The organism is Rubritalea spongiae, from assembly GCF_042652385.1.
Taxonomy (GTDB): Bacteria; Verrucomicrobiota; Verrucomicrobiia; order Verrucomicrobiales; family Akkermansiaceae; genus Rubritalea; species Rubritalea spongiae.
In genome coordinates, this window is the sequence record NZ_JBHSJM010000001.1 from 937400 (window position 1) to 955679 (window position 18280).

16 protein-coding genes and 1 tRNA gene are annotated in these 18280 nt (G+C 46.8%); 6 read left to right on the forward strand and 11 right to left on the reverse strand.

Annotated features, from left to right (window positions below; genetic code table 11):
* Window positions 1-12: 12 nt before the first annotated feature.
* Window positions 13-89, reverse strand: a tRNA-Pro gene (locus tag ACFPK9_RS04450).
* 67 nt (window positions 90-156) lie between these two features.
* Here ACFPK9_RS04450 and argC point away from each other — a divergent pair.
* From argC to ACFPK9_RS04465, 3 genes are read left to right on the forward strand one after another with little or no spacing between them, the layout of a single operon-like run.
* Window positions 157-1200, forward strand: coding sequence for an N-acetyl-gamma-glutamyl-phosphate reductase (gene argC / locus ACFPK9_RS04455; RefSeq protein ID WP_377093510.1), 1044 nt, complete (start codon window positions 157-159; stop codon window positions 1198-1200).
* A gap of 24 nt (window positions 1201-1224) precedes the next feature.
* Complete coding sequence (gene argJ, locus ACFPK9_RS04460) at window positions 1225-2487, forward strand: bifunctional glutamate N-acetyltransferase/amino-acid acetyltransferase ArgJ (RefSeq protein WP_377093512.1); 1263 nt, start codon at window positions 1225-1227, stop codon at window positions 2485-2487.
* A 43-nt stretch (window positions 2488-2530) separates the two neighbouring features.
* Window positions 2531-3034: a LysM peptidoglycan-binding domain-containing protein gene (locus tag ACFPK9_RS04465; protein WP_377093513.1), complete on the forward strand. Its 504-nt coding sequence runs from the start codon at window positions 2531-2533 to the stop codon at window positions 3032-3034.
* A 4-nt stretch (window positions 3035-3038) separates the two neighbouring features.
* On the opposite strand, the gene ACFPK9_RS04470 is transcribed toward ACFPK9_RS04465, so the two are convergent.
* On the reverse strand, window positions 3039-3881 hold the full coding sequence (locus tag ACFPK9_RS04470; RefSeq protein ID WP_377093514.1) for an ion transporter: 843 nt from the start codon (window positions 3879-3881) through the stop codon (window positions 3039-3041).
* Between the two features lie 128 nt (window positions 3882-4009).
* Here ACFPK9_RS04470 and ACFPK9_RS04475 point away from each other — a divergent pair, with 128 nt between their 5' ends.
* Window positions 4010-5257, forward strand: a complete 1248-nt coding sequence (locus ACFPK9_RS04475) for an OmpP1/FadL family transporter (protein WP_377093515.1) — start codon at window positions 4010-4012, stop codon at window positions 5255-5257.
* A gap of 8 nt (window positions 5258-5265) precedes the next feature.
* On the opposite strand, the gene ACFPK9_RS04480 is transcribed toward ACFPK9_RS04475, so the two are convergent.
* From ACFPK9_RS04480 to ACFPK9_RS04515, 8 genes are all read right to left on the reverse strand, one after another.
* Entirely contained in the window at window positions 5266-5943 is a 678-nt protein-coding gene (locus tag ACFPK9_RS04480; protein ID WP_377093517.1) for a PDZ domain-containing protein, read from the reverse strand.
* Window positions 5944-6042: 99 nt separating this feature from the next.
* Window positions 6043-6630 (reverse strand): polysaccharide biosynthesis/export family protein, encoded by a 588-nt coding sequence (locus tag ACFPK9_RS04485; protein WP_377093518.1) that lies wholly within the window; start codon window positions 6628-6630, stop codon window positions 6043-6045.
* Window positions 6631-6656: 26 nt separating this feature from the next.
* Window positions 6657-8798: a GumC family protein gene (locus ACFPK9_RS04490; protein ID WP_377093520.1), complete on the reverse strand. Its 2142-nt coding sequence runs from the start codon at window positions 8796-8798 to the stop codon at window positions 6657-6659.
* Window positions 8799-8931: 133 nt separating this feature from the next.
* Window positions 8932-10128: an outer membrane beta-barrel protein gene (locus ACFPK9_RS04495; protein ID WP_377093522.1), complete on the reverse strand. Its 1197-nt coding sequence runs from the start codon at window positions 10126-10128 to the stop codon at window positions 8932-8934.
* Window positions 10129-10159: 31 nt separating this feature from the next.
* The gene (locus ACFPK9_RS04500; RefSeq protein WP_377093523.1) at window positions 10160-10807 is read right to left on the reverse strand and encodes a hypothetical protein; all 648 of its coding nucleotides are present in this window, start codon (window positions 10805-10807) and stop codon (window positions 10160-10162) included.
* Window positions 10808-11008: 201 nt separating this feature from the next.
* The gene (locus ACFPK9_RS04505) at window positions 11009-11767 is read right to left on the reverse strand and encodes a Nif3-like dinuclear metal center hexameric protein (RefSeq protein ID WP_377093525.1); all 759 of its coding nucleotides are present in this window, start codon (window positions 11765-11767) and stop codon (window positions 11009-11011) included.
* Between the two features lie 28 nt (window positions 11768-11795).
* Window positions 11796-12554 (reverse strand): RluA family pseudouridine synthase, encoded by a 759-nt coding sequence (locus tag ACFPK9_RS04510; protein WP_377093526.1) that lies wholly within the window; start codon window positions 12552-12554, stop codon window positions 11796-11798.
* Between the two features lie 7 nt (window positions 12555-12561).
* Window positions 12562-12981 (reverse strand): secondary thiamine-phosphate synthase enzyme YjbQ, encoded by a 420-nt coding sequence (locus ACFPK9_RS04515; RefSeq protein ID WP_377093528.1) that lies wholly within the window; start codon window positions 12979-12981, stop codon window positions 12562-12564.
* Between the two features lie 172 nt (window positions 12982-13153).
* Between ACFPK9_RS04515 and ACFPK9_RS04520 the strand changes: the two genes are divergently transcribed.
* Window positions 13154-14716: a Ppx/GppA phosphatase family protein gene (locus tag ACFPK9_RS04520; protein WP_377093529.1), complete on the forward strand. Its 1563-nt coding sequence runs from the start codon at window positions 13154-13156 to the stop codon at window positions 14714-14716.
* Window positions 14717-14721: 5 nt separating this feature from the next.
* Complete coding sequence (gene ppk1, locus ACFPK9_RS04525; protein WP_377093530.1) at window positions 14722-16830, forward strand: polyphosphate kinase 1; 2109 nt, start codon at window positions 14722-14724, stop codon at window positions 16828-16830.
* Between the two features lie 23 nt (window positions 16831-16853).
* Here the strand turns inward: ppk1 and ACFPK9_RS04530 are convergent, their stop codons facing one another.
* Entirely contained in the window at window positions 16854-18206 is a 1353-nt protein-coding gene (locus ACFPK9_RS04530) for an IS5 family transposase (protein ID WP_377096543.1), read from the reverse strand.
* Window positions 18207-18280: the final 74 nt, after the last annotated feature.

Genomic DNA, 18280 nt, shown 5'->3' on the forward strand with positions numbered 1-18280 from the left:
TAGGAAAGCAAATGGTCGGGACTACAGGATTCGAACCTGCGACCTCCTCACCCCCAGCGAGGCGCGCTACCAAGCTGCGCTAAGTCCCGAACACGCTCGAGAAGATAAGTAGCAATTCGGGGTTGGCAAGCTAGAAATTTCCTGCATTTTCGTTGCATGCAGAAGATCAAGACAGCAGTGGTAGGAGCAAGTGGTTACACAGGGATGGAGCTACTGAGACTTTTGTTAATGCATCCTTATGCCGAGCTCAACTGTGTCACCTCACGTCAGTATGCTGGACAAGCATTAGACGCGATCTTCCCACGCTTCGCGCAAATGCCCGGCAGCGATCTCCAATTCACCGCGCCAGACGCACAAACAATCAAAGAGAGTGGTGCCGAAATCGCTTTTCTTGCACTGCCACACGGCGTCGCAGCTGAATATGCAAGCGCATTGTTAGAATTAGGTTTGAAAGTCATCGACCTCTCAGCAGACTTCCGTCTTAACGATCCAGCTGTCTACGAAGAATTTTATGGTACACCGCACCCTGCGACGGAACTTCTCACAGAAGCTGTCTACGGAATGCCAGAACTTCAGGGCAGATCTAAAGAGATCGCAGATGCGCGCCTCGTCGCCTCCCCTGGTTGTTATCCTACCAGCATTATTCTACCGCTAGTACCATTGTTAGAAAAAGGCTTAATCGACCCACAATCTATCGTCACCTGTTCCATGAGTGGTGTTAGTGGTGCAGGAAAAACCAGCAACACGCTATTCTCTTATTGTGAGGCAAATGAAAGCGTCAGAGCCTACAGTGTACCCAAACATCGTCATCTCTCCGAGATTGAGCAAGAGCTTAGCATTGCAGCTGGAGAGAAGGTTACGATGTCTTTCACCCCTCATCTCGTACCAGCTCACAACGGAATTTGCACTACGACTAGTGCCATGCTCAAAGGCTCCCCCTCCGAAGTTACTCAGGCTTTACATGAAGCCTACAACTCTCAAACATTTGTGCGCCTTTTAGGTAAAGGAAACGCAGCTGACACGAAGAATGTCACTCGGACAAATTTCATTGATATTGGTTGGGCGGTTGACGAACGTACAGGAAGAGTTCTACTCTTCAGTTCTGAAGATAATTTAGGCAAAGGCGCTGCCGGCCAAGCAATTCAGAGTTTCAATCTGATTGCAGGCTTGGCTCCTCAGTCTGGTCTTCAAAACGTCTAATTTCCTGTAACTCTTACTAACACTATGTCGGCGACTCCTTTCCGTAAAATCTCTGGTGGTGTATGCGCACCCAAAGGCTTTCTAGCCAATGCTGTCTCGGCTGGCATCAAATCTCCAGATGTCGAACGACTGGATCTCGCTCTCATATACAGCGAAGCTCCTTGTGTTGCTGCAGGCACATTTACAACGAACCGAGTCAAAGCTGCACCCGTGCGAGTCTCACAAGCACATCTCAGAGACCGCGACGTACAAGCCATCATCGCTAACAGCGGCAACGCCAATGCTTGTACCGGAGTCACAGGAATCCAAGATGCTCGCAAATCTGCGAAGACTGTCGCAAGGTCCCTAGGTCTGCGCCAAGGACAAGTCGCGGTTTGTTCCACCGGCGTCATTGGTTTACCAATGCCGATGATGCGCATTGAACCTCAATTCCCATCGCTCGTCGAAGGGCTCGATCGCAAAAAGGGGACGGACGTGGCGAAAGCTATCATGACCAGTGACACTCGACACAAGGAAATCGCCATTTCTATGGAGCTCGATGGACACAAGGTCAAAATCGGAGCCTGCGCAAAGGGCGCTGGAATGATCTGCCCCAGCATGGCGACCATGCTCTGTTTCATAACCACAGATGCAAACATTGGCCGCACCAATCTCGACAAAGCTGTTCACGAAGCCGTAGAGCATTCTTTTAACCGTATCACCATCGACGGAGACATGAGCACCAACGACTCCGTTGTAGTTCTTGCCAACGGAGAAAGCGGTATGCCGCGCATTCAGCGGAACTCGAAAAGCTATCGTTTATTTAGAGAAAGCCTCGAATTCATCATGCTCGAAATGGCGAAATCTCTCGTCAAAGATGGCGAGCGAGTGACTAAATTTGTCACTGTCAAAGTCAATGGAGCTCGCACCTACAACGATGCTAAAAAAGTTGCTGAAGCCGTGGCGAACTCAGCTCTCGTAAAAAGTTCATGGAATGGCAATGACCCTAACTGGGGACGTATCATCCACGCTATTGGTTATTCACGTGCTATGATCCGAGAAGAACTCATCGACATCCACATCGGTTCTAAGCCAGCTTGCATTGGTGGACTAGAGGCGCAAACTCCCATGGACGAACTTCGTAAAACAGTAGCTAAGGATAAATTCACGATCACTATCGACCTCCATCTTGGAGATGCTGAATACGAAGTCTACACTAGCGACATCTCACCAGAGTACATCGACTTTAACAGATCAGAATACGCCTATTGGAAACAAGCCCGAAAAGATGGACTTACGAAACAATAAGCCTCTGAGATAGACCTAAGAAAATCTATCCGTATTTACTTTTATGCCAAGTTTCAATCCACTAGCTCTTATTTTATGCTCCAGTACAGCGACTCTGAGCTTATTCCTCAGTAGCTGTGGCCATCAACCTGGTGGCACCATCGAAGTTTATGAAACTGCAGGCTATCAACCAAACTTTGGCCCATTTGATAGCAACGGTAATTACATTGATAATTGGGCAGATAACCCACCAAAAAGAAAATACATTTCTCGGAGTAAGCAAAAATCAAACCCGCCAGCTCAAAAACCGCAGCAATACGCTGCTACGACTCCAACTCCTCCTCCCACCTCAGCTCCCATATCTAACACTCCGCCTCCCCCTAAGAAGACTCCCTCTGTCACTGTAAAGCCTAAGACCAAACCACCACTCAGCCACACAGTTAAACGAGGTGACACACTCTACGGCCTTTCCAGAAAATACGGCACCTCTGTGAGCTCGATCCAACGGGCCAATAACCTCCGCGGCACCACTATTGGACTCGGCCAACGACTAGTGATTCCACGATAGGTCTTTATCGCCTCTCATCCATACTACTACCGCAGCGACGACAAAATTTCGCGTCAGGTAAATGCCCATGAACGCCACAACTGGGGCAAGCATCAGAGGTCTTATCAGTCTCTTGCATCCGAATCATTTCACTTGTTACTATCCCCGTCGGCACAGCAATCACTGCGTAACCCGTCAGTATCATTAAAGTAGTAATGAAGCGCCCTAGTTCTGTCTGCGCCACCATATCGCCATATCCGACCGTGGTAATAGACACTATAGCATAATAGACGCTCTTCGGAATACTCGTAAAACTCGTATCAGGCTGCCTCCCTTCAATATAGTACATTAAGGTGCCTGCTATGACCGCCAATAAAAGGATCGCAAAAAAGAACACCGTGATTTTCTCCTTAGATCGCACCAAACCGTGAAGAATCACTTCTGCACCTTTGACGTGATTAACCATCTTAAGAACGCGGAACATCCGCAACAAGCGCAGAGCACGAACTACTCCAAATGCGGAAGATGCACCAAAGAACAAAACCACATATGCCGGCAAACAGGACAGTAAATCAACTACCCCATAAAAACTAGTTATATATTTTAAAGGCTTCCTGCTACACCAAATCCTTAAGAGATATTCGATCGTAAAAATCCCAGTAAAAATCCACTCCAAGATTAGTAGTATCCTAGAATATTCAGCATCCAGCCCCTTTACAGTCTCTAGCATTACCACCAAAATGCTGAGCCCTATACACCAGAGGAGTACGACATCAAACGCCTTCCCTCTAGGAGTTTCTGCCTCAAAAATAATAAGACGTAATCGCTCTCTTAAGCTCTCTGTTTGATTCTTATCCTCAGTTAACATCTATCTAAGTATCCACGTCTAACAATCTCACTGTCAACACACTTCCCGTGTAAAACTCTTCTATTATGGAATAGATGAACTAGAATGATCCTTGACCCAACATACGTTTGATTGCTATATTTATCGAGATGCTCAATACCCCACAGCGCAGTTCACTGATATTTTTAAGCTCATTCGCTTCAACTAGTAGCCTCTGCCTCTCAGCCGGATTTCAGCTTCAAGAGCGCTCAACATCAGGCCTTGGCAGAGCATTCGCAGGGGAAGCTTCCATTGCGGAAGACGCATCATCAATAGCCACAAATGCAGCCAGCATGTTACTTTTAGATAAGTGGAGTGCTTCAGCGGGCTTATCATACATCGCTCCCAACATCGACATTTCAGGGACATTCATTCCAACAGGCTCAAGTAAAGAACTTCATACTTCTGACAATAAAGCGGCGCAAGCAGCGCTGATTCCCTACGCCTACTTTTCTAACAAACTCTCTGATGACCTCGCGCTTGGGCTGGCCCTTCATTCTCGTTTCGGCTTAAGTACAGATTACTCAGATGATTTTTTAGCAACTAGCCAAGCGAATCTGAGTGAAATCGTCACTTACTACATCAGCCCAAAAATAGCATATAGACTCAATGAACAATGGAGTCTCGGTGCTGGCTTTGATGCCATTTTTGCCGAAGGAAGACTCAGTACATCTATGAGCTCAGTCTCCCCTGCTGCCGGCGCAAGTATTGTCGATGTTGAAGGCGACTGCTGGACCTATGGCTTCAACCTTGGAACGCTCTATCAAATCAATACGTCAACACGCTTCGGCCTAGCCTACTACTCCAAGGTCGACTTAGCACTCGATGGTCACCTCACAACAGACGTGCTCCCAATCTCAACAAGCCAGATCGAGGCATTGGTAGAACAAGAACTTCCACAGTCTATCGAACTCAGTGGACATCATCAAATAAACGATCAATGGACGATTCTCAGCAGCATAACCTGGACGAACTGGAGCGTCTTTGAAGAACTCACTATTCAATCGGCCGCTCAAGACTTCGCCAAGCGAGAAAATTGGAAAGACACCTTTCGTATAGCGCTCGGGTCTACCTACTCCTATGATGATAAATGGACTCTGCGCGCAGGATTAGCCTTCGATGAGAGCCCGATTAGAAGCAAGGAGTTTAGAACTCTCAGAATTCCAGACTCAGATCGGTATTGGCTCAGTGCCGGAGCTAGCTATCAAATTGACTCAAGCTATTCTGCAGACTTTGGCTATAGTTTCATTCTTGCCGACACAGTAGATATCCAAGAAACTGACTCCACTGGAACTTTCCGTGGCGAAGTGAGCGGCAATGTTCACATTATTGGTCTATCAATTAATGGAAGCTTCTGAGCCGTTTTTTATTCGGCCTTCGCAGATTTTTGCTCCCTAAGCCATTTTTCAAAATACTCCTCTTTCATCTCTTCACTTGGTTGAGGATTAGAGCTTGGTAAGTAATCTGGCCGCTCGCCAAGAGTGAGTACCATTTCCTGCTCTTTACCGTCTCTGAATATTCCCAAGCGCAGTTGATCCCCTTTGAACTTTTTGCCGACACGGCTAATAAACATAGCTTCTGCAGTCATTCGGGCATTGCGCAATTCATGCTCCGTCATTCTCTTGCCCTCTAACGAAGAAATAATATCGCCAGCCTTCAATCCCTCTTTCGCTGCTGCTGACTCTGGAATGACTCGATTCACCATCACGGCAGGGACTTGTTCGCCATCGATCGCGATGAGCAAAGAACCTAGCTCGATTCCGATAAAACCTTGGGGTCTCCCAAACTGCTCAACTAGCACAATCTCTCGCAATATTTGATCGAGCCGCATATTCACTTCAGGAGTCAATGGCTGCTGCAAAGCGTCATAGAGAAGTGACATAGAATGCTTCTCGTTGTTGAGCGCCCAAGCTTTGAGTTCGTCGTAAGCACGCTGACGCACTTCAAAGCTTTCCGCCCCCAATTGTTCAATTAATTGCTTTTGCTCAGCGGCAACACAAAACAGCTGTGTGCATGCCATCATTGCGCACAAGGCTACCTTCATTTTGTGATACCTATTCACTAACTTACAAATGGAATAAAAAGACCCATTCTGCAATCAGAATAGGCCTTACTAAATTCACAGGTTAAAATTCCTCGAGACTTATTGGCCCAAGAAGTTTTTCTCGGGCACAGTAATCGTATCACCCGGCTTTACTTTATAAGTACGGTGAGAATCCTTTTTTAAATTGTATAAACTCCGTTTACCATTTCGAAGTAATTGCACACGATTCATCGCACCGAAAGCAGTGGCATCACCCGCTGTAGCAACAGCGTCGTAAATCGACATCCCTTGGTTGTACTGCACAGGACCAGGGCGTTTCACATGCCCAGCGACGGTGACGAACTCATTGTTCTTCTTCATCGTCTTCTCAAGCGCAATCTCATCTTTGACTGTGATGATCGTAATCCGAGGATTAGCGTATATTTTAGCACTTTTATACGCTGCCTCTATACGCCGAGCTACGCTTGAACTGGAACTACCTGACGCTTTAATTCCGTTACTCAGCATCGGCATGTACAATAAGCCTCCGTCGCTAACGACATATTCGCCGTTAATGGCGGCTTGCTCAGTTTGAGGCACGCCCTTGATAGTGATCGTTACTTTTTCACCAGTAGTGACGTAGCCTGCTGATAACATGACCTGACTCAGTCCAAACAACAGACAGAAGAGTATAAAGAATTTTTTCATAATATAAGATAACAACAGTTTTAAATTTAGTAAAGTCCCTCTGAATCAGAAGGTTTTGCATCACCTGATTGCCCCTTTGTTGCCGCAGCTTGCTCGCTTGGGGAGTAATAGGTGTAATAGCTAGTGTAGTACTGATATTGACTATCGCTGCGCACATCGACGTTGTTAAGCACCACACCGAGTACGGTTCCTCCCACATTTTCTACCGCCTGCTTCACACGCATCAGCATGTTACGAGGTAATTTGCGGTGTTGTACCACAATCATGGTAAGATCCACTTCACTCGCGAGCACTGAAGCATCACTCACTCCGAGGATCGGCGGTGAATCAATTAATACGAGATCGAAACGTCCTTTCACGTCCTGGATCAACTCAGACATGCGGCGTGAATTCAAAATACCAGCAGCATCGGCCGGAAGAATTCCAGACGGCATAAAGTAGAGGTTCTCAGTTGAAGTCTGTAAAATTACATCCTCCAATTGTAAGTCAGTAGTCAAATAATTCGTAAGCCCCACCGAGTTCGCGATATCAAACATCGTATGCAAGCGAGGTCGACGAAGGTCAGCATCGATCATTAATGTAGAATAACCACCCTGCGCACAGATATACGCCAAGTTCACCAAAGTTGTCGACTTACCTTCACCAGCTCCACCTGAAACGACTGTGATTGCATTGTCATCAGGGTTCTTGCGATTGAATTCAATATTCGTCCGTAAGATTCTATACGCTTCTGCATCGGGACTAGAAGTACTCTGCTTGTGGAGAACAGCGACATCTTTCGGAATCACTGCCAGCACAGGCACTTCTAAGTAGCGCTCCACATCTTCAAGCGATTTTACGGAGGTGTCCATCAGCTCAAGTGCGAACGCTATACCCACACCAAAAATCAGACCAGCCACACTCCCGAGCGCCATATTCAAGATCCAATTCGGTGACACGTAATCTGCCACTTCTGGTTCTTCTGGATAATCGTAAAAAGCAATCGGATCAATCGAAAGCCCCTCTTGAAGATTCTCAATCACTTCACCAGTCTTCATTGTCTTCAGAGCATCGAGTTCATCCTCGTACTCTTTTACATAAGTCTGGAACTTGGTATAGTCCGCAGCCGTTGCACGAGCTTCGTCTTGCGAACTTTCAGAAGACTCTTTAAGTCGCTCCACTTTCGCCTGAGCCTCATTTAAAAGAGTTTTAAGTAAGGAACGGATCTTGACAACCTTCGTATCTAAATCTTCACGGAGGATTTTAATTCGCGCATCCAGCAACTTAATCTGAGGGTGGTTCTCACCCAGCCCCTGTGCGAGCATCCCAGAGCGTTCACGTTTTTCTTCCAAGTATTGCTCCCAAGTTCTTTGCACGATTGCACTCTCCGGGCGATTCAAACCAGCCACGTGAGAAATGAGAGAGTCGTCATCTAGACCAATGATGTTCTTCACTTGAAGCTCCAACTCATCACGTTCTTTGATCGCTTCATCATACAGTTGCTCTTGAACAACAAGCCCACGTCGCACCGTATCGGTCGTTCCGCCGCTATTGTTACGATCAAAATAAATGATCCCAGTCTCCGTGGAGAATTGGAGTAGACGATTGCGATAGTCTTCAACAATATCCTCTTGCTTCTGAATCTTTTTCTCTAATTCGTATCGAGTTTGCTCACGGCGCTTCACCTCTTGATTGGTACGCAACTCACTGTAGGCCACAGCAATCGCCTCAGTAAGTGGTTTAACGTACTCACGGTTCTCTTTAGTCATGCGTAACGCAATCTCAATCATGTCAGTCCCACGCTCCTGGCGCGTACTCAAACCGTTCTTCAATACAAGCGCAGCTTCATCAATCGTGACTCCCATTTTTTCAGGTAATTGACAGCGTTCTGCCGCACGCTTCAAATTCTCCTCGGACTCAATAATCTTAAATTGGGTTCCAAAAAACTGACGAGTCATTAAAGGTGAGGATGTATTGCCCATCACTTGGTTTTTAGATCCTAGGGGATTTACCTGAATCACTGTGGTAGCCTCATACTTCTTAGGCATGACGTAAGTTATGACAGCAGCCGTAAGGACAACCAAAATGAACGTCAGCAGAATGATCCCGTATCGATTCTTTAAAATTTGCCAATAATCGACAGCGTGCAGAGCTGCGTCAGATGTATTCAGTGAAGAGTTTTTTTGCATCGTAGAAATTCAACGTCAAATTGAGTAGATAGGACTACACACTTGATCTGGGTAGATCAAAGAAAAAAGCCCCCTTTGCAAGCATTGCAAAGAAGGCTTTTAAAATAATTAGCTATAAATAGTTATAAGCCTATTAGAATGTATAGGTTAAACCACCTTGAACACGGTTGCGGTCGTAATCACGATTCAACGCACCTGTGTCATCATTAGATGTGGTGAAATTATAATTAATGTTACCACTGAGGTTGTGTGTGATCTCATAAGTTGCACCAATGTACATATTGAATACATCCACAGTATCCTCAGGCACACCACCACCGTAGTAATCGTTGTTAATGTAGTTCACACCACCAGTGAGATAAAGATCGGGTGAAACATAGTAATCACCTGCAAGGTTGAAGCGAAGTACTTGATTATTTTCAAATGACGCACCACCAAACAGAGATGTCCCATAATCATTGATTTCGTAAGCGGCACTTGCACGAACGCGGAATGATTCATTTACAGCATTACGATATTCCAATTCAAATGTTGGATCAGTCTGGCTGTCGCGGCCATCAACCTCACGATATTGAACACCGGCACGAGCGATCAATACAGCTGTTTCACTAAAGCGGTGCTCCACACCCAAAAGTAACTTTTGGTTATCGGAATCACGCCCATCAGTCACATCAGTCATTCGGTAACGATAATCCAGTGTACCAATGGTTTGCTGGCTGATGACATAACGGAACTGATTATAGAGCACAAAATTATCACGATCATTTCTCGAATCGTCACCATCATAATCAAGAGTATTCCACTGGAAACCAGTATAGGTACCTAATCTCTCAGTCCATTTATAACCAATGGAGTTATCAGTTGAGATATAGAAGTATTCCTCATTCGAACGGTCATTAACAGCTCCGTAATTGTAGTCTGGCTCAAGACCATAGAAAACATAGTTGCGTGTCGCAAAACGAAGACGCTCACTCACGCGGTGGACGATGCTAAACGGTAATCGAACAGAGTAATACGTGTCGTCCGCGCTCGGATCCTCAGGAGCATCAAAGTAATAAATCATCCCCAACTTTAGGTTCACATCAACCGTAGTTTGTGGAGTGATATTCACGTAATTAGCTCCAACCCCAAAGTTGGTATACATCGACTCATCACCTTCATAAATCGTAGTAGGCGTCACATTGTCATCCCAACCTACGTTGGCAAACACTGAAAATTCCAATGGTATGGACTCAGTAACACCATCATTGGGTGATACTTCAAATACCCCCTGCGCTGATAGCGTCCCAGCTGTTAGAGCGAGTGCTGCTCCAGTTTTTATTAGTTTCATGTAGTATGTTATTTTGAGTAATTTTTATGCCCTATTGGGTTACGGGCGGTGCTGTGTTATCGTTAACCACAAACAAAGGAACAGGAGTTCCCGGTGCTCCGACACCTGGTGCTGCAGCTCCAGACTTAGGATCTACAAAAAATTGAGTCTGTCCACCTGGAAAATCCAAAGGGTTAATTCCCTGTGACTGAGCAGGTGCATCAATCCCCGCTTTTGGGTCGATCAATGTCAAGTCACTGCTCTTGGGATCTACTAGACTTGGATCATATCCAAGAGCCTGAGCAGTTCCATGTTCTGCATTATATTTTCGAATCACTGCCATAATCTCAGAATTCGCGATGGGCGCCGTGGCTATAGCAAACATTGCAACTTCACCAATTTGTTTTGGTGCCGCCGAAATAGCAGTTTCGACAATTTGCGCAACAAGCTCTTTATCTGCCACCATGGTTTGAATCGCGATCTTCACAATCTCTCCAGCACATGATTCATGCTGAGCAACAAATTCTGCCACAAGCTCTAAAACTTTATGTGGAGAGGCTTTTAGCGACTCCACAAGCGTAGAATTCACCTCAGAGCAGTCAATGCTTACTGGGCTCGTTTGTTCATCATTTGCGAATATGGATATAGTAGAGGTCATCAATAGTGCACAGCTAAGTGCATACTTTGCTTTGGTTTTCATGGTCGGGGGGGATGGGGGGTTAGAGTAACAGAATATTAGTTAGCCATAGCGCATGCAGTTCCCAAGCAAGATACATACAACTAACTATCAAGTGACTCGTAGGATACACTACGAAATTTAAACCCTTGTTTGCAAGCTCTTTTTAAGGAACTTAAGGGCGAAGCAGCCGCACATCATTTCCGATGCATAAAGACGCGATCCCTATAAACCAGTAGGGTGATCTACAAACTCAGCTGAGACATTAAACTTCTCGGAAATAATTTCAGCCAAAACCTTCACTCCAAAGGTCTCTGTGGCATAGTGACCAGCATAAATCAGATTAACTCCTAACTCTTCAGCAAGTGAGTAACTCCAGTGTGGCCCCTCCCCAGTAACAAATGTATCAATTCCCTGCTTTGCCATTGCAGCTATTTCAGACCCAGCACCACCGGTGATAACCCCCACGGTTCCGACGCTGGGTTCAATTCGTCCACGGCAAAAATGAATGGACTCGCCCACAGCACTCTCCACCGCATGAATGAAAGGCTCAAATTCAAGATCCATTTCTTGCTTTAAGCCCAACAAAATCCCTTTCCACGAGTGGTACTCCTCAGTCTTATCCATCCCTATAGCTTTCGCTAAAAGCGCATTATTTCCATAAACAGAATGAACATCCAAAGGAATATGGCTGCTATAAATTGCCAAATCAGCGTGAATTGCTTCGCTTAATTTTTCGTACTGAGCACCTACAATATTTTGAGTACCTTGCCAGAATAAACCGTGATGCACGATCAAAAGGTCAGCACCAGCATTAATCGCTTTTCGAATCACGGGTAAGGAAGCGTCTACAGCGGACACCACCTTCGTTACCTCGCCCTTGTTCGCTAATTGAAGTCCATTATTCGCCACTGAATAATCAGGGATATTCTCTGTATCTAATTCTTTCTCTAGAAAACTAACAATTTCTTTCAGATCAGCCATGAGAAAACACTAACACGAGCACCGCCATTCAACACTCTAAAAAACACCTGAGATCCCCGGCCAATGGAGCTCTCCAATCTAACACTCCCTGCTCGGTACTTACCACCATTCGCTCTGCATGTAGCGCGTGTCTTCCGAGTAATAGTTGACTGCGTAGACGCTCTGACCACCCTCCTTCGATAAATTCTAAATAACAGCTTTCATCATCACCATAAATTTTATCACCGACGATAGGGAAGCCTAAATAAGCTAAGTGCACGCGAATTTGATGCATTCGTCCAGTCTTAGGAAAGATTCTCATCAATGAAAATGCTTGCCCGTTCTTTTCAAATTTTCGCACCACTCTACAAACAGTCACACATTCTCTTCCCTCCTCGTGGACCATCTGCTTCACCCAGATCAGAGACTCCTCTACCTCACCTTTGCGAATAATGGGAGCATTCAACTCATGCTCATGCCACTCTGGCCACCCGTGGACAATTGCCAAATATTCTTTCTGAATCTGTCGACGCTCCATGGCACGACCAAATAAACGAGCTGCCGATTTCGCCTTAGCAATCAACACTACCCCACTCGTTTCCCTGTCTAACCGATTAATAATAGACAGCCGCGCGCCATTCACTAGCTCATATCGCAACAACTCTTCTACTCCACCAAGCAGCGTCGCTTCACTTTTACCACTTGTCGGATGCACCACGAGAGGGGCGGATTTATTCACTACAATCCATTGCTCAGACTCGTCAACAACCTCAAACGAGGCATTCAGATCTATCGGCCCTTCGCCCATCCACTTATCATTCTCCTATTATCGTGACCACAACACGCCTCCTGTGAGAAGCTCGACGATGCTCAAACAGAAATATCCCCTGCCACGTACCTAACATCATCTGCCCTTCTTGTATCGGAATCACTTCGCTACTTCTTGTCAAAGCCATGCGAATATGCGAGGGCATATCGTCAGGTCCTTCATAAGTGTGAATAAAATAATCCGTATCCTCTGGAACTAGGTGGTCAAAATACATTTCGAGATCTCTGCGAGCGCTCGGGTCAGCATTCTCCATCAACACTAAGCTCGCACTCGTGTGCTTTACAAACACAGTCACCGTGCCCACCAGAAGCCCCGACTCACGCACTAAGGCTTCCACCTCATGAGAAATTTCATACGTCCCCTTTCCTCTCGTTTCGAACTCTAACTCTTTCTGATATACCGCCATCGTCACTTACATCTCTTTATTGCAGAACATGCTTATCCTCCATCAATCTACAATTCAACTCATTATCAGTTCATTAATTAGTGAGAAATAAGGGTAAAAACAACAATTTCGTCACATTGAAAAACAACATTATGGATTGCACCAACACACTAACAATCGCATATTCTCAAGCATGAGTTCAGACACACTTACACGCCCAGTAACATCAAACGTAAGTGCCACTATCCACCTAGGAGCAAGTTCCATTTCACTTCTCATCTTCATCGCACACCAAGACGGAAGCTCAGAACAAATCGACTACCTCGAGCAGTCAGCTCCCATTGCCCACGATGTCTTTAGCCGTGGCAAAATCACCCGTTCAACTATTGAAAGGTGTGTCAACATCCTACAAGGATACAAAAAAACACTCACCGAGTTCATTCCTGCTTCGGCAATCAATAAAATCCGGGTCGTCGCCACTAACATCCTCTCAGAAGCCACTAACATTGAGGTCGTGCTCAATCGTATCCATATCGGCTGTGATCTCGACGTCGAAATTCTAGATGACGGCGAAATGACACGCCTCATTTATCTCAAAACCCGACGCCGACTCAGCGACACGCCATCGATGAAATCGCGTACTACTTTAGTACTCCACGTTGGCCCAGGGAACACGCGTGTCATCCTTCTCAAAGACGGAAAAATCACCTCCTACAGCAGCTATCGATTGGGCGTGCATCGAACAGGCGAAAAAATGTCTTTCCCGGCTGGCCGCCCTAACAATTACCGTAAGTCGGTCCGCTCTCAAATCCAAGGACCGCTCGATTCCCTAATCGACGAATTCCGCTCAGAAGACATCGAGCACATCGTCCTCATCGGCTATGAAATCCAGTTTCTTCGCCCTCATATCAAGCATTACAAGGATAAATCAAGCTCGATCGCCTCTCTTAAATCACTCTGTGATGACGCTTCCCAAATGAGTGTCGATGAGATTGTCCGTAGTTTCCAAGTCGACTACCAAACCGCTGAGGCCATCCTCCCCGCACTCGAGATTAATTTAGCCGTAAGCGAAGCCTTTAGTCCCAAGCGCCTCCACATCCCTGAAAGTGATTATGAAGAAGGACTGCTTCACGACCTCAATATCATCCCCTCTCTCTCAGGTGATTTTATTGATGAAGTCGTGCGCTCTGCCGAGAAAATTGCAGAAAAATATCAAGTCCACATGGGTCACGCCAGACAAGTTGCCAAGCTTTCTCTCGCTATCTTCGAACAACTTGGCGAACTCCACAGACTCAGCCAGCACGATGCTCTCTTGCTCCACATTGCTGCTATTCTTCATGAAGTCGGAGGCTTCATCAATAACCGAGCACACCACAAACACTCTCAATACATCATCCTCAATAGCGAGATCTTCGGTCTGCCAAGAGCTGATGTCGAATTGATAGCTCTCATCACTCGTTACCACAGGAACTCAGTACCCAAACCCTCTCACTCCATCTATAAGGATCTCGATACTACTAATCGAATGCGCGTCTCTAAACTCGCCTCATTCCTTCGAATCGCAGACGCCCTCGATAGATCACATTCTGATAAAGTAAAATCGATAGAAATCCGAACTAGCCGCCGCAGGCTCCATATCTACCTCCAACAAGTTGCAGACGCCCACACCGAGCGACTCGCCATGCGCAGTAAAGGAGATCTTTTTGAGAACATCTTCGGCCTCCAAATCAACCTAGTAGAAGACAAACTTAGCTAATAATCATGCCATCCTCCTCATACATAAATCGTGAACTCTCATGGATCGAGTTCAACCAGCGCGTCCTCAGTGAAGCTCAGCGCCAGGAGAAAGCTCTACTGGAGCGCTTGAAGTTCCTCGCTATTTCAGCTTCTAACATGGACGAATTCTTCCAAGTTCGCGTCGGCGGGCTCACACTTCTTCGTAGCACTGGTTCCAGAAAAAAAGATATCGCCGGCCTCACCCCCACACAGCAACTAGGCGCCATTCGAAAAAGAATTGCTCTCCAAATTAAAGAACAATACGCGCTCTATAATTCTGAACTCCTCCCCCTCCTCAAGGAAAACCACATCAACATCTCTAACCCAAAGAAGCTTCCTCCCCACATCGAAAATCTTGTACAAAATAGATTTCAAGAAGCAGTCTTCCCCTTACTCACGCCACTAAGTTTTGACCCGAAAGAAGACGAAGCTGATGACCACAGCCCTTCTCTGACCCTTCCTGCGATGACCCTCATTGTCGCTTGTGCAATCCAATCTAAAAATAAATCAAAACGTGTAGTCTTCATTCCAGTTACCGAAGGCATCGAGCGCTTTATTCAAGTCGAAGACCACGGCGAGCATTACATCATCCCTATCGAAGACGCAATCGCACAGTATGCTAATCAGTTATTCCCTGGCGAAAACGTTCATTCACACAGCGTTTTCAGAATCACCAGAAATGGCGACATTGCCGTCCAAGAGGAAGACGCCATCGACTTAGCTGGTGAAATGGAAGAAGTTCTTTCAGCTCGAAAAACTAGCAATACTGTCCGAGTTGAATTACGTAGCGGAGGGTCTAGGTTGTTAGAAAATGCAGTCAGAGAAATCACAAAAGCCGCACCTGAACAGATCTACCGACTAGACGGACCTCTCTGCCTCAATGACTTCATGCAGATCGCCTTCATCTCTGGTTTTGATGACCTGAAAGCCCCATCGTGGGAACCGCAATCCTCAGCCGACATCGACTACCAAAACTCTATTTTTGAAGAAATTGCGAAAAAGGACATCCTCCTCTATCACCCTTACCACAGCTTCGATCCTGTCATCCGCCTCATCGAAGAAGCAGCTAGCGACCCAGACGTACTAGCAATTAAGCAAGTCCTCTATCGCACGGCCAAGCACTCGCGCGTAATCGATGCCCTTATCCGCGCTGCAGAAAATGGCAAGCAAGTCACAGTCCTCGTCGAAATCAAAGCACGCTTTGACGAAGCGAGGAACCTCCACCGTGCCGAAGAACTCCAACGCGCTGGCGTACAGATCGTCTACGGAGTAAAAGGCCTAAAAACGCATGCTAAGATCACCCTCGTCATCCGCAAGGAAGCAGGGAGAATCAAACGCTACTGCCACTACGGCACCGGCAACTATAACGAGTCAACTGCACGTCTCTATACAGACGCTTCCATCCTAACAGCAAGAAATGACTTTGGCGCTGATGCCTCACTCATTTTCAATGCAGTCACAGGAAGATCAAAACTGCTCAACACAAAACGTCTATTTCCTGCACCTACGCACATGAAAAAGCGCCTGCTAGAGCTCATTGCAAGCGAAGCTTCCAGAGCGAAATCAGGAGAAAAGGCTGCCATCACCGCAAAAGTCAACTCACTCCAAGACAAAGATATTATCGATGCTCTATATAAAGCCTCGAAAGCTGGAGTGAAAATCCGACTTAACATCCGTGGTATTTGCTGCCTTAAAACAGGCCCACGCAAGGAAGCCAAGAACATCGAAGTCGTCTCCGTCATTGATTACTATCTGGAACACGCCCGAGTCTTCCAATTCCACCAAGGAGGTGAAGAACTCCTGTTTATTTCATCCGCAGACTGGATGACTCGCAACTTAGAAAAACGCGTGGAACTCATGGTCCCTGTAGTTGATCAAAAAATCAAACAGCAGCTTAACGAGATTCTCGAAGCGGCATTCAAGGATAACCAGCAAGCCCACCGTATTCTTCCAGACGGCAGCTCAGAGCGCATCATTCAAGACGACAAGCCAAGTTTCCGTATGCAAGAAGACTTACAAAAGAAAGCCGCCAAAGCATCAAAAGCCAAAGCATACCAGCGCACAACGACTTTCGAGCCGCACACTCCAAAGTAGTCCCACGTTAAAAATAGCATTTTTCAAGCGCATTGAAGCTCCGGTCTGTGGCCGGAGCTTTTTTGCGAAAAGATTGTACTGAGGATTTTGAGCAAAAAAGTGGCGAACCACTTGAGCAGAAGGCGCATATTGTGGCCTGCGCCACACAGAACTGCATTGATCTTATCTCCATCCTTGCCGTGGAGGTAATTGCGTCCTAGGTGACCGTCGGTTTTCATGTGTCCGATGACTGGTTCGACCGCGGAGCGTCGCCGAAGCTCTCTTTTGATCTCGGGGGTCACGCCACGGATTTGTCCGCTGCGAAAAACTGCGCGCTTGTCTGGGTAGTCGTGACCGACATAGCCTTTATCCACGTAGATGCGTTCGGGTTTGATGCCGCTGATGGCTCGGGTTGCCTGAATGACCCGATTAAGGGTATGGCCGTCGTAAGGCCGGCCTTCGATGGCTTCGCTGTGCAGGACGAACAGCCCGCCTGCAGAGCGTTCCATCGGTGTGATCACCGAAACTTTGATGCCAAATTCGTAGGGTTTGTGCGCCTTGCCTTTGGCGATGCATTCAACCTCCGGGGCGTGCCAGCTGTAGATCTTCACCTTGTCGCGCGGCTTCTGCGTGCGGATGAGGAAGGCTTTGTAAAATGGTAGGCGAAAGGTCTCTTCAAGGCCCGCGTTGCCATTGATTTTGCGGGCGATGTCGCGCTCCACGCGGCCAAGACGTCCCTTGAGTTTTTTGAGAGTCTTACGCATGCGTTTGAACTGTTTGGCATGGGCGTAGCGACCAGCCATGATGGCGAGTCGCTTGGCCTCCTTCGCGTAAGATTGGCGCAGTTTGATGCCGTGGAGTTTTGCCATTTTGACAAGCTCTGTGAGTCCGCGCAAAGCGAGCTTGGCATCGGTGGGATGAGTGACGTTCTTGGGCTGGACGGTGGTGTCGACGATGACCTTGCTCAGGCTTTCAATGTCCAGGGCTCCTGTTTGATGCGCAACTCGTAGCAGTTCACTGATGAGGGTTTCGAGTTTCTTATCACCGATGCGTTTGCGCCAATGGGTCATGGAGCTGCGCTCGATCGGGAAGCGGTGCTGGAAATATTTTTCACCACAAAAGAGTTGGAAGTAGGGATTCTCTTTCCACTGTCGGCAGACTTCTTCGTCGGAAAGAGCCTTGGCATGTTTGAGTAGATGCAGGCCAACCATGAGTCGGGTGGGAATGGCGGCGCGCCCCGTGGTCGAGTACAATTCGCAGAGTTGTCCGTCGAGCCAGTCCCAGTCGATTTTCGCTGCTAAGACGACGAGCTCGTGGGACGGGTCAAGAATATCGATGAGCAGAGGTTGGAACAGGTGGGCGGTTTCAGGTTGATTGGAATGCTTTGGTGGGCGCATACTGTTAGAAAAATCTACAAGGTTTACGCGCTGAGAAGGCGATTTCTTGTAGATCATTTAAAGAAAAAAGCGTG

Excerpts from the sequence above, each read along its gene's own strand:
- argC (WP_377093510.1), top strand. The coding sequence starts at position 157 with ATGCAGAAGATCAAGACAGCAGTGGTAGGAGCAAGTGGTTACACAGGG.
- ACFPK9_RS04505 (WP_377093525.1), bottom strand. The coding sequence starts at position 11,767 with ATGGCTGATCTGAAAGAAATTGTTAGTTTTCTAGAGAAAGAATTAGAT.
- ACFPK9_RS04475 (WP_377093515.1), top strand. The coding sequence starts at position 4,010 with ATGCTCAATACCCCACAGCGCAGTTCACTGATATTTTTAAGCTCATTC.
- ACFPK9_RS04495 (WP_377093522.1), bottom strand. The coding sequence starts at position 10,128 with ATGAAACTAATAAAAACTGGAGCAGCACTCGCTCTAACAGCTGGGACG.
- ACFPK9_RS04490 (WP_377093520.1), bottom strand. The coding sequence starts at position 8,798 with ATGCAAAAAAACTCTTCACTGAATACATCTGACGCAGCTCTGCACGCT.
- ACFPK9_RS04485 (WP_377093518.1), bottom strand. The coding sequence starts at position 6,630 with ATGAAAAAATTCTTTATACTCTTCTGTCTGTTGTTTGGACTGAGTCAG.
- ACFPK9_RS04510 (WP_377093526.1), bottom strand. The coding sequence starts at position 12,554 with ATGGGCGAAGGGCCGATAGATCTGAATGCCTCGTTTGAGGTTGTTGAC.
- argJ (WP_377093512.1), top strand. The coding sequence starts at position 1,225 with ATGTCGGCGACTCCTTTCCGTAAAATCTCTGGTGGTGTATGCGCACCC.
- ACFPK9_RS04470 (WP_377093514.1), bottom strand. The coding sequence starts at position 3,881 with ATGTTAACTGAGGATAAGAATCAAACAGAGAGCTTAAGAGAGCGATTA.
- ppk1 (WP_377093530.1), top strand. The coding sequence starts at position 14,722 with ATGCCATCCTCCTCATACATAAATCGTGAACTCTCATGGATCGAGTTC.
- ACFPK9_RS04500 (WP_377093523.1), bottom strand. The coding sequence starts at position 10,807 with ATGAAAACCAAAGCAAAGTATGCACTTAGCTGTGCACTATTGATGACC.
- ACFPK9_RS04480 (WP_377093517.1), bottom strand. The coding sequence starts at position 5,943 with ATGAAGGTAGCCTTGTGCGCAATGATGGCATGCACACAGCTGTTTTGT.
- ACFPK9_RS04520 (WP_377093529.1), top strand. The coding sequence starts at position 13,154 with ATGAGTTCAGACACACTTACACGCCCAGTAACATCAAACGTAAGTGCC.
- ACFPK9_RS04515 (WP_377093528.1), bottom strand. The coding sequence starts at position 12,981 with ATGGCGGTATATCAGAAAGAGTTAGAGTTCGAAACGAGAGGAAAGGGG.
- ACFPK9_RS04530 (WP_377096543.1), bottom strand. The coding sequence starts at position 18,206 with ATGCGCCCACCAAAGCATTCCAATCAACCTGAAACCGCCCACCTGTTC.
- ACFPK9_RS04465 (WP_377093513.1), top strand. The coding sequence starts at position 2,531 with ATGCCAAGTTTCAATCCACTAGCTCTTATTTTATGCTCCAGTACAGCG.